The organism is Pseudomonas thermotolerans DSM 14292 (assembly GCF_000364625.1).
In the GTDB taxonomy this organism is placed as follows: domain Bacteria; phylum Pseudomonadota; class Gammaproteobacteria; order Pseudomonadales; family Pseudomonadaceae; genus Aquipseudomonas; species Aquipseudomonas thermotolerans.
In genome coordinates, this window is sequence record NZ_KB822600.1 from 232,998 (window position 1) to 245,839 (window position 12,842).

Here is a 12,842-nt window from a genome sequence, read left to right on the forward strand (position 1 = left end):
GGGGGCGGCTTCTCTGATAGCTGCAGCGCACCACGCCCAGCATGGATGCCTTGGCAGGCGCTTTGAGCTAGAATGCTCGGCCTTCGAAACTCCCCTTTCCGAGGCTTCCCCGACGATGTTGATCCTGCGCGGCGCTCCCGCCCTTTCTGCCTTCCGTCACGGCAAACTGCTCGAGCAACTGACCCAGAAGGTCGACACCGTCAGCGGGGTGTATGCCGAATTCGCCCACTTCGCCGACGTCAGCAGCCCGCTTTCGGGTGATGAGCAGGCGGTTCTCGCCCGTCTGCTCGAGTACGGCCCGAGCGTCCCGGTGCAGGAGCCGAGCGGCCGGCTGTTCCTGGTGGTGCCGCGCTTCGGCACCATCTCGCCGTGGTCCAGCAAGGCCACCGACATCGCCCGCAACTGCGGCCTGGCCAAGATCGAGCGCCTCGAGCGCGGCATCGCCTACTACGTCAGCGGCCAGTTCGACGACGCTGCCGCGGCGCAGATCGCCCGGCTGCTGCACGACCGCATGACCCAGGTGGTGCTCGGCGCCATGGAGGAGGCCGCGGGCCTGTTCAGCCATGCCCAGCCCAAGCCGCTGACCGCCATCGACGTGCTCGGCGGTGGCCGCGCCGCCCTGGAGCGCGCCAACATCGAGCTAGGCCTGGCCCTGGCCGAGGACGAGATCGACTACCTGGTGAAGGCATTCAACGACCTGGGCCGCAACCCCCACGACGTCGAGCTGATGATGTTCGCCCAGGCCAACTCCGAGCACTGCCGGCACAAGATCTTCAACGCCAGTTGGGACATCGACGGCGAGGCTCAGGAAAAGTCCCTGTTCGGGATGATCAAGAACACCTACGAGATGCATCGCGAGGGCGTGCTGTCCGCCTACAAGGACAACGCCGCGGTGATGACCGGCTTCGTCGCCGGGCGCTTCTTCCCGGATCCGGAGACCCGTGAGTACCGCGCGGTGCAGGAGCCGGTGCACATCCTCATGAAGGTGGAGACCCACAACCACCCGACCGCCATCGCCCCCTTCCCCGGTGCCTCCACCGGCTCCGGCGGCGAGATCCGCGACGAGGGCGCCACCGGCCGCGGCGCCAAGCCCAAGGCCGGCCTGACCGGCTTCACCGTCTCCAACCTGAACATCCCCGGCTTCGAGCAGCCCTGGGAAAAGCCCTACGGCAAGCCGGAGCGCATCGTCAGCGCCCTGGACATCATGATCGAGGGCCCGCTGGGCGGTGCCGCCTTCAACAACGAGTTCGGCCGCCCCAACCTGAACGGCTACTTCCGCACCTTCGAGCAGGCGGTCAGCACCCCGCGCGGCACGGAAGTGCGCGGCTACCACAAGCCGATCATGCTCGCCGGCGGCATGGGCAACATCCGCGCCGAGCATGTGCAGAAAGGGGAGATTTCCGTAGGCGCCAAGCTGATCGTGCTCGGCGGCCCGGCCATGCTGATCGGCCTGGGCGGTGGCGCGGCCTCGTCCATGGCCACCGGCGCCAGCTCCGCCGACCTGGATTTCGCCTCGGTGCAGCGCGACAACCCGGAAATGGAGCGCCGCTGCCAGGAGGTCATCGACCGCTGCTGGCAGCTCGGTGACAAGAACCCCATCAAGTTCATCCACGACGTCGGCGCCGGTGGCATCTCCAACGCCCTGCCGGAGCTGATCAACGACGGCGGCCGCGGCGGGCGCTTCGAGCTGCGCGCGGTGCCCAACGCCGAGCCGGGCATGAGCCCGCTGGAAATCTGGTGCAACGAGTCCCAGGAACGCTACGTGCTGTCCGTGGACGCCGCCGACTTCGAGACCTTCAAGGCCATCTGCGAGCGCGAGCGCTGCCCCTTCGCGGTGGTCGGCGAGGCCACCGAGGAGCGCCAGCTGACCGTCACCGACAGCCACTTCGGCAACAAGCCGGTGGACATGCCGCTGGAAGTGCTGCTCGGCAAACCGCCGCGCATGCACCGCTCGGTGACCCACGAAGCCTCCCTGGGCGACGACTTCACCGGCGCCGGCCTGGACCTCGGCGAAGCCCTGTCCCGCGTGCTGCGCCACCCGGCGGTGGCCAGCAAGAGCTTCCTGATCACCATCGGCGACCGCTCGATCACCGGCCTGGTGGCCCGCGACCAGATGGTCGGCCCCTGGCAGGTGCCGGTGGCCGACTGTGCGGTGACCGCCACCAGCTTCGACGTCTACACCGGCGAGGCCATGGCCATGGGCGAGCGCACCCCGCTGGCCCTGCTCGACGCCCCGGCTTCCGGGCGCATGGCGATCGGCGAGACGGTCACCAACCTGGCCGCCGCGCGCATCGAGAAGATTTCCGACATCAAGCTGTCGGCCAACTGGATGGCCGCCGCCGGCCACCCGGGCGAGGACGCGCGTCTCTACGACACCGTCAAGGCGGTGGGCATGGAGCTGTGCCCGGCCCTCGGCCTGACCATCCCAGTGGGCAAGGACTCCATGTCCATGAAGACCCGCTGGCAGGAGAACGGTGCGGAAAAGAGCGTCACCGCGCCGCTGTCCCTGGTGGTCTCCGGCTTCGCCCCGGTACAGGACGTGCGTCAGAGCCTGACCCCGCAGCTGCGCCTGGACAAGGGCGAGACCGACCTGATCCTCATCGACCTGGGGCGCGGGCAGAACCGCCTGGGCGGCTCCATCCTCGCCCAGACCTACGGCCAGCTCGGCCGCGAGGTGCCGGACGTCGACGATCCCGAGGATCTGAAGGCCTTCTTCGCGGTGATCCAGGGCCTCAACAAGGACGGCCTGCTGCTGGCCTACCATGACCGTTCCGACGGCGGCCTGCTGACCACCGTGCTGGAGATGGCCTTCGCCGGCCACTGCGGCCTGAACCTCACCCTCGACGGCCTGGCCGCCTCCCGCGAAGAGCTGACCGCAGTGCTGTTCAGCGAGGAGCTGGGCGCGGTGATCCAGGTCCACCAGGACGCCACCCCGGAAGTGCTGGCCCAGTTCAGCGGCGCCGGTTTGGGCGACTGCGTGGCGGTGATCGGTCAGCCGTTCAACGGCGCCGACGTGGTGATCAGCTTCCAGGGCCAGGCGGTGTTCGAGGGCGAGCGCCGCCTGCTGCAGCGCCAGTGGAGCGAAACCAGCTACCGCATCCAGCGCCTGCGCGACAACGCCGAGTGCGCCGACCAGGAATTCGATGCGCTGCTCGACGAGGACAACCCGGGCTTGGGCATCAAGCTCAGCTTCGACGTCAACCAGGACATCGCCGCGCCCTACATCAAGAAGGGCGTGCGTCCGCAGGTGGCGATCCTCCGCGAGCAGGGCGTCAACGGCCAGGTGGAGATGGCTGCGGCCTTCGACCGCGCCGGTTTCGCCGCGGTGGACGTGCATATGAGCGACATCCTCAGCGGTCGTGTCAGCCTCGAGCAGTTCAAGGGCCTGGTGGCCTGCGGCGGCTTCTCCTACGGCGACGTGCTCGGCGCTGGCGAGGGCTGGGCCAAGTCGATCCTCTTCAATAGCCGCGCCCGCGAGGCCTTCAGCGCCTTCTTCGAGCGCCGCGACAGCTTCGCCCTGGGCGTCTGCAACGGCTGCCAGATGCTCTCCAACCTGCACGAGCTGATCCCTGGCAGCGAGTTCTGGCCGCACTTCGTGCGCAACCGCTCCGAGCAGTTCGAGGCCCGCGTGGCCATGGTCCAGGTGCAGGACTCGCCGTCGATCTTCCTGCAGGGCATGGCCGGCTCGCGCATGCCGATCGCCATCGCCCACGGCGAGGGCCATGCCGAGTTCGAGAACGAGGAGGCCCTGCTCGAGGCCGACCTGTCCGGCTGCGTGGCGCTGCGCTACGTGGACAACTACGGCAAGGTCACCGAGAGCTACCCGGCCAACCCCAACGGCTCGCCGCGCGGCATCACCGGCCTGACCACCCGCGACGGCCGGGTGACCATCATGATGCCGCATCCCGAGCGGGTGTTCCGCGCCGTGCAGAACTCCTGGCGCCCTGACGAGTGGCAGGAGGATGGCGGCTGGATGCGCATGTTCCGCAACGCCCGCGTCTGGGTGGACTGACAGCGGCTGCGCAGCATCCCATGACTCTCTTCCCCTGGGAGAGGGTGCCTGCAGGGCGGGAGAGGGCAGCCCTCTCCTGACCTGCGGCCCGGGTTTCGTTCCCTGACTGCCAAGGGCGTCCCCATGCCCGAGTCCCAGCCCTCGCCGATCCTCCCCGAAGTCCGCCTGGTCCGCCCCGGCGAGCACCTCCTGCTGTGCGGCTGCGGCCGCTGCCCGCAGCGTCCCGAGGCGGCCCCCGACTGCCCGAACCTGAAACGCCTGGTCATCCGCCGCGAACAGCGTCTGCTGCTCTGCCGCTGCGGCCGCTCGGCGGACCTGCCCCACTGCGACGGCAGCCACGCGCCGCCGGCGCCCGGCTGGCGGGCGAAATGGCGGCGTTTCTGGAAGGACGGCTGAAGCGGCTTTCTTATTTCCAACTGCTCTATTGATGCGGCAAACCGGCACGGGCTTTTTCAGTCCAATGGCCGATCCTTGCAGCATTTGGCGTCGGTTGGAGGCATAATGCCACCATTTGCCGGTGCCTCACCTTCGATCCCCTCTTGCGGAGAACCTGATGTACAAGCTGTGTTTCTACGTGCCAGACAGCCATCTGGAAGCGGTAAAAAGCGCGATCTTTGCGGCGGGTGGCGGGCGTATCGGCAACTACGACAGCTGCTGCTGGCAGGTGCTGGGCCAGGGACAGTTCCGTCCGCTGTCCGGCAGTCGGCCGTTCCTCGGCGAGACCGGCGTGGTGGAGCGGGTGGAGGAGTGGAAGGTGGAGATGGTGGTGGCCGACGAACTGATCCACGCGGCGGTCAAGGCCCTGAAGCAGGCTCATCCCTACGAGACGCCGGCTTTCGAGGTCTGGCGGCTGTCCGACCTGCTGTTCTAGGCCGCTCCGCTGCCGGCGCCCCAGGTGAGGGCGCCGTAGTCCGGCTCAGGGGCGGATCTCGATCAGGGTGCCGTCCTTGACCAGATCCCAGACCTCGCGCATGTCGGCGTTGGTCATGGCGATGCAGCCCTCGGTCCAGTCCAGGCTGTTGAAGTACCACTCCGGGTATTCGTCGTCGATGGGCGTGCCGTGGATCATGATCATCCCGCCCGGGTTGACGCCGGCCTCGCGAGCGCGGTGCTGGTCGCGGATGTTCGGGTAGGAGATGTGCATGGCGAGGTTGTACTTGTCGCTGGTCTTGCGCCAGTCGATCCAGTAGAAGCCCTCGGGGGTGCGCTTGTCGCCTTCCTGCAGCTTGGGGCCCACCGGGCGCTTGCCGAGGGAGATGCGGTAGCTCTTCAGGATGTTGCCACGGCTCATCAGGTGTAGCTTGCGCTCGGACTTGATCACCAGCACCTTGTCGACGCGGACTCCGTCCAGGGTCGGGGTGGCGTTGGCATGGCTCCAGGCGGCGAAAGACAGGCAAAGTACGGCTAGCAACCAACGCATCGCAAAGAAATCCCCAAATCCTCGGTGAACGGAATGTCGTGTCAGGTGTAGTGCTGTTCGTTGATGTGCGTGCGCAGGGCCTCGAGGGCTTCGTTGCGCACGGGGTAGTTCTGCGCTACCCGGTCGGCGAAGTAGCATTCTAAGGTGCGGCCGACGGTGGGGAAAGCCAGCTCCGACCAGGGAATCTCGTTTTCACGGAACAGCCTCACCTCCAGGCTCTCCTCGCCGGCGGCGAAGTCGAGGTCGAGCAGGCGGGCGCGGAAGAACACGTAGACCTGGCTGATGTGCGGCAGGTCGAAGAGGGTGTAGAGGTCCAGATCGGTGACCCGCGCCCGGGCTTCCTCGAGGGTCTCGCGCATGGCCGCTTCGAGCATGGTTTCGCTGTTCTCCATGAAGCCGGCCGGCAGCGTCCAGTAGCCGCGTCGCGGCTCGATGGCGCGGCGGCAGAGAAGCACCTGGTCCTCCCACACCGGCAGGCAGCCGGCGACGATGCGCGGGTTCTGGTAGTGCACGGTCTGGCAGCGGAGGCAGACGTAGCGCAGGCGGTTGTCGCCAGGCGGGATGTTCCGGGTCAGTGTCCCGCCGCACTGGCTGCAGAATTTCATGGGCTTTCCCCTATCGTTATTGCCTCATCTTGGCTTGCCCCTCGACGCCCCGCAAGCCGCCCGGAGCAGGGCGGCGGTCGGCGATCAGGCCGCACGGGGCTTGGGCGGCAGGCGTCTTTCTGCCATGATGCCGTGCGGAATAAATGAGAGAATCTGCATGCTCGATGAGCTGGTCCAACGCGTGCGCAACCACCGCCCCCGGACCCTGGAGTGCGACCGGGGCTTCCCGGAGGCGGCGGTGCTGGTGCCCGTCACTCGCAGTCCCGAACCGGAGCTGGTGCTGACCCTGCGCGCCAGCGGACTGTCGACCCATGGCGGCGAGGTGGCCTTCCCCGGCGGACGGCGCGATCCGGACGACCGCGACCTGGTGCACACCGCCCTGCGCGAGGCCCAGGAGGAGGTCGGCCTACCGCCCGGACTGGTCGAGGTGATCGGCCCGCTGAGCCAGCTGGTGTCGCGCTACGGCATCAAGGTGACGCCGATCGTCGGTCTGGTCCCGGACTTCGTCGAGTACCAGCCCAATGACGGCGAGATCGCCGCGGTATTCTCGGTCCCCCTGGAGTTCTTCCGCCAGGATCCGCGCGAGGTCACCCACCGCATCGACTACCAGGGGCAGAGCTGGTACGTGCCCAGCTATCGCTACGGCGACTACCGCATCTGGGGGCTGACCGCGATCATCGTGGTCGAGCTGGTCAACCTTCTGTTCGACGACGCCGACATCCGCCTGCACGAGCCGCCGCCTTCCTTCATAAAGCTGAGCTGACCCGCACCGGCTCCGCGCCTGTATAACAAGACCTGAAGAGGACATCCCGATGAAATACCGCCTGGGCAATGCCCGTGTCGAAGCCCACCCGGACAGCTGGATCGCCCCCGATGCCGCGGTGATCGGCAAGGTCAGGCTGGAGGCCGGCGCCAGCGTATGGTTCGGTGCCGTGCTGCGCGGCGACAACGAGCTGATCCTGATCGGCGAGAACAGCAACGTGCAGGACGGCACCGTGATGCATACCGACATGGGTTATCCGCTGACCCTCGGCAAGGGCGTCACCGTCGGCCACAACGCCATGCTGCACGGCTGCACCGTGGGCGACTACAGTCTGATCGGCATCAACGCGGTGATCCTCAATGGTGCGAAGATCGGCAAGTACTGCATCATCGGCGCCAACGCGTTGATCCCTGAGGGCAGGGAGATTCCCGACGGCTCTCTGGTGATGGGGAGCCCCGGCAAGGTGGTGCGCGAGCTCACCGAGGCGCAGAAGAAGATGCTCGAGGCCAGCGCCGCCCACTACGTGCACAACGCCCAGCGCTATGCCCGCGACCTGCAGATGGACGAGGACTGATGGAGCGACGCGAACGTCCGCTGCCTTCGCCCTGCGTGTCGATTTGCGCGCTGGACGAGGACGACGTCTGTACCGGCTGCCAGCGCACGGTGGCGGAGATCACCCGCTGGGGCCGGATGGACAACGAAGAGCGGCGCGAGGTGCTGAAGCGCTGCCACGAGCGCGCCCAGGCCAAGGGCCAGCTGCTCTGAGCCCCGATTTTCCGGCGACCTGGCTCGCCATTTGACCTTCGAGGAACATTCATGCCCCGTATCGGAACTCCCCTGTCGCCGAGCGCGACCCGCGTGCTGCTGTGTGGCTCCGGCGAACTGGGAAAGGAAGTGGTGATCGAGTTGCAGCGCCTGGGCGTCGAGGTGATCGCCGTCGACCGCTACCCCAATGCACCGGCCATGCAGGTGGCGCACCGCAGCCACGTGATCGACATGCTCGACGGCGCCGCCCTGCGCGCGGTGATCGAGCAGGAGCGTCCGCACTACATCGTTCCGGAGATCGAGGCGATCGCCACCTCCACCCTGGTGGAGCTGGAAGCCGAGGGCTTCACGGTGATCCCCACCGCACGCGCCGCGCAGCTGACCATGAACCGTGAGGGCATCCGCCGTCTGGCCGCCGAGGAGCTGGGCTTGCCCACCTCGCCGTATCACTTCGCCGACAGCTTCGAGGAGTACCGCCAGGCGGTCGAGAAGCTCGGCTTCCCCTGTGTGGTCAAGCCGATCATGAGCTCCTCCGGCAAGGGCCAGAGCCTGCTGCGCGGTCCCGAGGACGTGCAGAAGGCCTGGGACTACGCCCAGGAGGGCGGCCGCGCCGGTCGCGGCCGGGTAATCGTCGAGGGCTTCATCGACTTCGACTACGAGATCACTCTGCTCACCGTGCGGCATGCCGGCGGCACCACCTTCTGCGCGCCCATCGGCCACCGCCAGGAGAAGGGGGACTACCAGGAGTCATGGCAGCCGCAGGCGATGAGCGCCAGGGCGCTGGCCGAGTCCGAGCGCATCGCCAGCGCGGTCACCGAGGCGCTGGGGGGGCGCGGGTTGTTCGGCGTGGAGCTGTTCGTCAAGGGCGACCAGGTGTGGTTCAGCGAGGTCTCACCGCGTCCTCACGACACTGGTCTGGTCACCCTGATCTCCCAGGACCTCTCGGAGTTCGCCCTGCACGCGCGGGCGATCCTCGGCCTACCGATCCCGGCGATCCGTCAGTTCGGCCCCTCGGCCTCGGCGGTGATCCTGGTGGCGGGGCAGTCCCGGCAGGCCAGCTTCGGCAATCTGCAGGCCGCTCTCGCCGAGCCGGACACCGCCCTGCGCCTGTTCGGCAAGCCGGAAGTAGCCGGCCAGCGACGCATGGGCGTGGCCCTGGCGCGGGACGAGTCGGTGGAGCTGGCGCGCGCCAAGGCGACCCGCGCGGCCCGGGCGGTCGACGTCGAGCTATGAGCCCGTGGCGCGGCCTGGTCTGGTGGGCGGCCGCGCTGCCATTGCTACCCCTCCTGCTGCCGCTCGCCGTGCATGCGCGGCGCACGGCGTTGCGCCTGGCCCCGGCGGCGGGGGCGGCGCAGGGGCTGGCTGCCACCGCCGAACAGAGCGGGACGCCGCTACGCCTGCTGGTGCTGGGCGAGTCCACGGTCGCCGGGGTCGGCGCTGCCTGCCTGGAGCAGGCCCTGGCCGGGCAGCTGGCCGTCGCCCTGGCGCGGCGGCTGGCGCGTCCGGTGCAGTGGCAGGCGCTCGGCGAGAACGGCATCACTGCCGGCGAGGCCTGCCGACGCCTGCTGCCGCAGGTGGGCGAGCGCTTCGACCTGGTGGTGCTGGTGTTCGGTGTCAACGACACCACCCACTTCACTTCCGCCGCGGCCTGGCGGGCGGCTCTGGCCCAGCTGATCGAGCGCTTTCGCGGACAGGGCGCCGCGGTGCTCTGCACCGGGGTGCCGCCTCTCGAACATTTCCACGCCTTGCCCTGGCTGCTGCGCCAGCTGCTCGGCTGGCGGGCGCGGCTGCTGGATGCCCAGCTGCGCGCTCAGGCGCAGGACTCTGGGGCGCGCTATTGCGGGCTGAGCCTGGCGATGCGGCGGGAGTTCCTGGCCATCGACGGCTATCATCCCTCGACGCTCGGTTATCGGGTCTGGGCGGAAGGCCTGGCCGAGGTGGCCGCAGCGCTGTACCCGGGGCGCTGAGGCGTGCCTAGCGGGCGCGGGACTGGCTGCGCCAGGCGCGCACCCGTACCACCCGATTCTCGGAGATTTCCAGGGTTTCCAGGCAGTAGGGGCCGACCTTCAGGCACACGTCGTTCTCGGGGATCTGCTCCAGTGCCTCGGTGATCAGGCCGTTGAGGGTCTGTGGGCCGTCGCAGGGCAGCTGCCAGCCCAGGGCGCGGTTCAGCTCGCGCAGGTGCAGGGAGCCGTCCAGGCTGTAGCGGCCGTCGCCTTCCGGCTGAATTGCCGGGTTCGGGCTCAGCTCGTCGAGGTTGCTGAACTCGCCGATCAGCTCGCGGAAGATGTCCTCCAGGCTGACCAGGCCGAGCACCTCGCCGTACTCGTCGACCACCACGGCGATGCGCCGTTTCTCCTTCTGGAAGTTCAGCAGCTGGGTGAGCAGCGGAGTGCCTTCCGGCACGAAGTAGGGCGCCTGGCCGGCGGCCAGCAGGGCCTCGCCGTCCAGATCGGCGCGGCCGAGCAGTTGGGCAATTTGGCGGGCGTGCAGGAAGCCTTCGATCTGGTTGATGTCGTCGCGATAGAGCGGCAGGCGGGTGTGGGTGGCGTTGCGTAGCTGTTCGAGGATGCGCGCCGGCTCGGCGCCGATGTCGATGCCCTGGATCTCGTTGCGCGGCACCATGATCGACTTGATGCTGATCTGCTGCAGGGCCTGCAGCGGCGATAGGGGCGGCTGCTCGCGGGTGTCGGCGGCATTCGGGGCGGGACGCAGGGCGCGGCGGATCAGCCATGCCCCGAGCGCCACCAGCAGGGCGAGGGCCAGGCCGAGCAGCAGGCCGCCAGCGAAGCCGTTCATATGTGCAGGATGAATTCGCGCACCAGCTTGCTGCCGAAGTAGGCCAGCATCAGCAGGCAGAAGCCCGCCAGCGTCCAGCGGATCGCCTTGTGGCCTCGCCAGCCGCGCTGGTGACGGCCCCACAGCAGTACCGCGAAGATCACCCAGGCCAGGCAGGCCAGCAGGGTCTTGTGCACCAGATGCTGGGCGAACAGGTCGTCGAGGTACAGCCAGCCGGACAGCAGGGACAGCGAGAGCAGCAACCAGCCGGCCCAGAGGAAGCCGAACAGCAGGCTCTCCATGGTCTGCAGCGGCGGGAAGCTGCGGATCAGTCCGGACGGGTGCTTGTGCTTGAGCTGGCGATCCTGCACGAGCAGCAGCAGCGACTGGAACATGGCGATGGTCAGCAGGCCGTAGGCGAGAATCGACAGCAGGATGTGGGCGAGGATCCCCGGGTGCTCACGAATTCCCTGGGTAGTGCCGGCCGGGACGAACTGAGCGAAGAGCACGGTCAGGCAGCCGAGCGGAAAGAGCAGGAGCAGCAGGATGGTCACCGGGATGCGCAGCGCGGCCAGCAGGATCAGGGCGATCACCGCGGCGGCGATCAGGCTGGCGGCATTGAAGAAGTCGAGGTACAGCCCGCTCGGGGTGATCAACTGGCCGAACAGGCTGGCGACATGGGCCAGCAGGGCGAGCAGGCCGAGCGGCAGCAGGATGCGCTTGTCCGGCGTCTTGCGCGCGATCAGGCGCAGGGACTGGTAGCTGGTGGCGGCCGCATAGAGCGCGGCGGCGATGACACTGGGCAACAGAGGCTGCATAGGTCCTTTGGAGCGAGGCCCGAAAGGCGCTGAGTGTGGCACACAAAAGCCCTTCCACGAAAGACCGCGAGGGGCTATCCCTTGCGCGCCCGGTCGGTCTGCGGCGCGGCGCCGCGCTGCCCCGGTGCGGCTGCGACGAACGGCCGCGGCGCGGTGCTCCGCAGCCTGCCGGGCGGCCTGGGCGGATCGGCGGCCGGATGCCGCGGACGAGCAGTGTCCGCGCTCGGGGTGCTTCGTTATAATCCGCCGCCTGCCAGAAGCCCAAGTTCCCGGCTCGACCGCTCGAAAGGATCGCGCATGTTTGAAAATCTCACCGAACGTCTCTCGCACACGCTGCGTACCGTCACCGGCAAGGCCAAGCTGACCGAGGACAACATCAAGGACACCCTGCGCGAAGTGCGCATGGCCCTGCTGGAAGCCGACGTCGCCCTGCCGGTGGTCAAGGACTTCGTCAACCGGGTCAAGGAGCGTGCGGTCGGCACCGAGGTGTCGAAGAGCCTGACCCCAGGCCAGGCGTTCGTGAAGATCGTTCGCCTCGAGCTGGAAGAGCTGATGGGCGCGGCCAACGAGGACCTGGCGCTGAACGCCGCGCCGCCGGCTGTGGTGCTGATGGCCGGTCTGCAGGGTGCCGGTAAGACCACGACGGTCGGCAAGCTGGCGCGCTTCCTCAAGGAGCGCAAGAAGAAGTCGGTCATGGTCGTGTCCACCGACGTCTACCGTCCGGCAGCGATCAAGCAGCTGGAGACCCTGGCCAACGACATCGGCGTGACCTTCTTCCCCTCGGACACCAGCCAGCAGCCGGTGGCCATCGCCGAGGCGGCGATCCGCGAGGCCAGGCTGAAGTTCATCGACGTGGTACTGGTGGATACCGCCGGTCGCCTGCACGTCGACGCCGAGATGATGAGCGAGATCCAGGCCCTGCATGCCGCGGTGAAGCCGGTGGAAACCCTGTTCGTGGTCGATGCTATGACTGGTCAGGACGCCGCCAATACCGCCAAGGCGTTCGGCGACGCCCTGCCGCTGACCGGCGTGGTGCTCACCAAGGTGGACGGTGACGCCCGTGGCGGTGCGGCACTGTCGGTGCGGCACATCACTGGTAAGCCGATCAAGTTCATCGGCATGGGCGAGAAGACCGAGGCCCTGGAACCCTTCTACCCGGACCGCATCGCCTCGCGCATCCTCGGCATGGGTGACGTGCTCAGTCTGATCGAGCAGGCCGAGCAGAACCTCGACCGCGAGAAGGCCGAGAAGCTCACCAGGAAGCTCAAGAAGGGCAAGGGCTTCGACCTCGAGGACTTCCGCGACCAGCTGCAGCAGATGAAGAACATGGGCGGCCTGGGCAGCCTGATGGACAAGCTGCCGGCCATCGGCGGGATCAACCTGGCGCAGATGGGCAACGCGCAGAGCGTGGCCGAGAAGCAGTTCCGGCAGATGGAAGCCATCATCAACTCCATGACCCCGGCCGAGCGCCGCGATCCGGAGATCATCAGTGGCTCGCGCAAGCGGCGCATCGCTCTTGGTTCCGGCACCCAGGTGCAGGACGTCAGCCGGCTGATCAAGCAGCACAAGCAGATGCAGAAGATGATGAAGAAATTCACCGCCAAGGGCGGCATGGCCAAGATGATGCGCGGTCTGGGCGGCATGCTGCCCGGTGGCGGCCTCCCGAAATTCTGATCCCTGG

The 12,842-nt window shown here is 67.9% G+C and carries 13 protein-coding genes; 9 read left to right on the top strand and 4 right to left on the bottom strand.

All coding sequences use genetic code 11. The features are described from left to right. Positions 1-115: 115 nt before the first annotated feature. The 3 genes from purL to H165_RS0102670 all read left to right on the top strand — a co-directional run bounded on the left by purL (position 116) and on the right by H165_RS0102670 (position 4,883). Positions 116-4,012, top strand: a complete 3,897-nt coding sequence (gene purL, locus H165_RS0102660; protein WP_017937359.1) for a phosphoribosylformylglycinamidine synthase — start codon at positions 116-118, stop codon at positions 4,010-4,012. 123 nt (positions 4,013-4,135) lie between these two features. Further along, complete coding sequence (locus tag H165_RS0102665; RefSeq protein ID WP_017937360.1) at positions 4,136-4,408, top strand: CDGSH iron-sulfur domain-containing protein; 273 nt, start codon at positions 4,136-4,138, stop codon at positions 4,406-4,408. Positions 4,409-4,565: 157 nt separating this feature from the next. Further along, positions 4,566-4,883, top strand: coding sequence for a YqfO family protein (locus H165_RS0102670; protein ID WP_017937361.1), 318 nt, complete (start codon positions 4,566-4,568; stop codon positions 4,881-4,883). Between the two features lie 45 nt (positions 4,884-4,928). On the opposite strand, the gene H165_RS0102675 is transcribed toward H165_RS0102670, so the two are convergent. Together H165_RS0102675 and H165_RS0102680 are read right to left on the bottom strand one after the other, a co-directional pair. Beyond that, on the bottom strand, positions 4,929-5,432 hold the full coding sequence (locus H165_RS0102675; RefSeq protein ID WP_017937362.1) for a L,D-transpeptidase family protein: 504 nt from the start codon (positions 5,430-5,432) through the stop codon (positions 4,929-4,931). 41 nt (positions 5,433-5,473) lie between these two features. Then, positions 5,474-6,037, bottom strand: a complete 564-nt coding sequence (locus tag H165_RS0102680; protein ID WP_017937363.1) for an NUDIX hydrolase — start codon at positions 6,035-6,037, stop codon at positions 5,474-5,476. A gap of 157 nt (positions 6,038-6,194) precedes the next feature. Between H165_RS0102680 and H165_RS0102685 the strand changes: the two genes are divergently transcribed. Genes H165_RS0102685 through H165_RS0102705 form a run of 5 tightly spaced genes read left to right on the top strand, consistent with a single transcriptional unit; the run spans position 6,195 to position 9,532 of the window. Further along, a complete protein-coding gene (locus tag H165_RS0102685; RefSeq protein WP_017937364.1) occupies positions 6,195-6,800 on the top strand; it encodes a CoA pyrophosphatase in 606 nt (201 codons plus the stop codon). Between the two features lie 49 nt (positions 6,801-6,849). Then, positions 6,850-7,374, top strand: coding sequence for a gamma carbonic anhydrase family protein (locus H165_RS0102690; RefSeq protein WP_017937365.1), 525 nt, complete (start codon positions 6,850-6,852; stop codon positions 7,372-7,374). Then, positions 7,374-7,565: a DUF1289 domain-containing protein gene (locus H165_RS0102695; protein WP_017937366.1), complete on the top strand. Its 192-nt coding sequence runs from the start codon at positions 7,374-7,376 to the stop codon at positions 7,563-7,565. The genes H165_RS0102690 and H165_RS0102695 overlap by 1 nt, the downstream gene beginning before the upstream one ends. A 51-nt stretch (positions 7,566-7,616) precedes the next feature. Next, on the top strand, positions 7,617-8,798 hold the full coding sequence (purT, locus tag H165_RS0102700) for a formate-dependent phosphoribosylglycinamide formyltransferase (RefSeq protein WP_017937367.1): 1,182 nt from the start codon (positions 7,617-7,619) through the stop codon (positions 8,796-8,798). Then, a complete protein-coding gene (locus H165_RS0102705; RefSeq protein WP_017937368.1) occupies positions 8,795-9,532 on the top strand; it encodes an SGNH/GDSL hydrolase family protein in 738 nt (245 codons plus the stop codon). Before purT ends, H165_RS0102705 begins: the two co-directional genes overlap by 4 nt. A gap of 7 nt (positions 9,533-9,539) precedes the next feature. Here H165_RS0102705 and H165_RS0102710 read toward each other — a convergent pair whose 3' ends face one another. Both H165_RS0102710 and H165_RS0102715 read right to left on the bottom strand, forming a co-directional pair. Next, complete coding sequence (locus H165_RS0102710) at positions 9,540-10,364, bottom strand: transporter associated domain-containing protein (RefSeq protein ID WP_017937369.1); 825 nt, start codon at positions 10,362-10,364, stop codon at positions 9,540-9,542. After that, the gene (locus tag H165_RS0102715) at positions 10,361-11,161 is read right to left on the bottom strand and encodes a cytochrome C assembly family protein (protein ID WP_017937370.1); all 801 of its coding nucleotides are present in this window, start codon (positions 11,159-11,161) and stop codon (positions 10,361-10,363) included. The genes H165_RS0102710 and H165_RS0102715 overlap by 4 nt, the downstream gene beginning before the upstream one ends. 297 nt (positions 11,162-11,458) lie before the next feature. On the opposite strand from H165_RS0102715, the gene ffh reads away from it, so the two are divergent. Then, the gene (ffh, locus tag H165_RS0102720) at positions 11,459-12,835 is read left to right on the top strand and encodes a signal recognition particle protein (RefSeq protein WP_017937371.1); all 1,377 of its coding nucleotides are present in this window, start codon (positions 11,459-11,461) and stop codon (positions 12,833-12,835) included. Positions 12,836-12,842 lie beyond the last annotated feature (7 nt).

Coding starts and splice junctions, on each gene's coding strand:
- H165_RS0102680 (WP_017937363.1), bottom strand. CDS start 6,037: ATGAAATTCTGCAGCCAGTGCGGCGGGACACTGACCCGGAACATCCCG.
- H165_RS0102695 (WP_017937366.1), top strand. CDS start 7,374: ATGGAGCGACGCGAACGTCCGCTGCCTTCGCCCTGCGTGTCGATTTGC.
- H165_RS0102670 (WP_017937361.1), top strand. CDS start 4,566: ATGTACAAGCTGTGTTTCTACGTGCCAGACAGCCATCTGGAAGCGGTA.
- H165_RS0102675 (WP_017937362.1), bottom strand. CDS start 5,432: ATGCGTTGGTTGCTAGCCGTACTTTGCCTGTCTTTCGCCGCCTGGAGC.
- H165_RS0102685 (WP_017937364.1), top strand. CDS start 6,195: ATGCTCGATGAGCTGGTCCAACGCGTGCGCAACCACCGCCCCCGGACC.
- H165_RS0102715 (WP_017937370.1), bottom strand. CDS start 11,161: ATGCAGCCTCTGTTGCCCAGTGTCATCGCCGCCGCGCTCTATGCGGCC.
- H165_RS0102690 (WP_017937365.1), top strand. CDS start 6,850: ATGAAATACCGCCTGGGCAATGCCCGTGTCGAAGCCCACCCGGACAGC.
- H165_RS0102705 (WP_017937368.1), top strand. CDS start 8,795: ATGAGCCCGTGGCGCGGCCTGGTCTGGTGGGCGGCCGCGCTGCCATTG.
- H165_RS0102710 (WP_017937369.1), bottom strand. CDS start 10,364: ATGAACGGCTTCGCTGGCGGCCTGCTGCTCGGCCTGGCCCTCGCCCTG.
- ffh (WP_017937371.1), top strand. CDS start 11,459: ATGTTTGAAAATCTCACCGAACGTCTCTCGCACACGCTGCGTACCGTC.
- purT (WP_017937367.1), top strand. CDS start 7,617: ATGCCCCGTATCGGAACTCCCCTGTCGCCGAGCGCGACCCGCGTGCTG.
- purL (WP_017937359.1), top strand. CDS start 116: ATGTTGATCCTGCGCGGCGCTCCCGCCCTTTCTGCCTTCCGTCACGGC.
- H165_RS0102665 (WP_017937360.1), top strand. CDS start 4,136: ATGCCCGAGTCCCAGCCCTCGCCGATCCTCCCCGAAGTCCGCCTGGTC.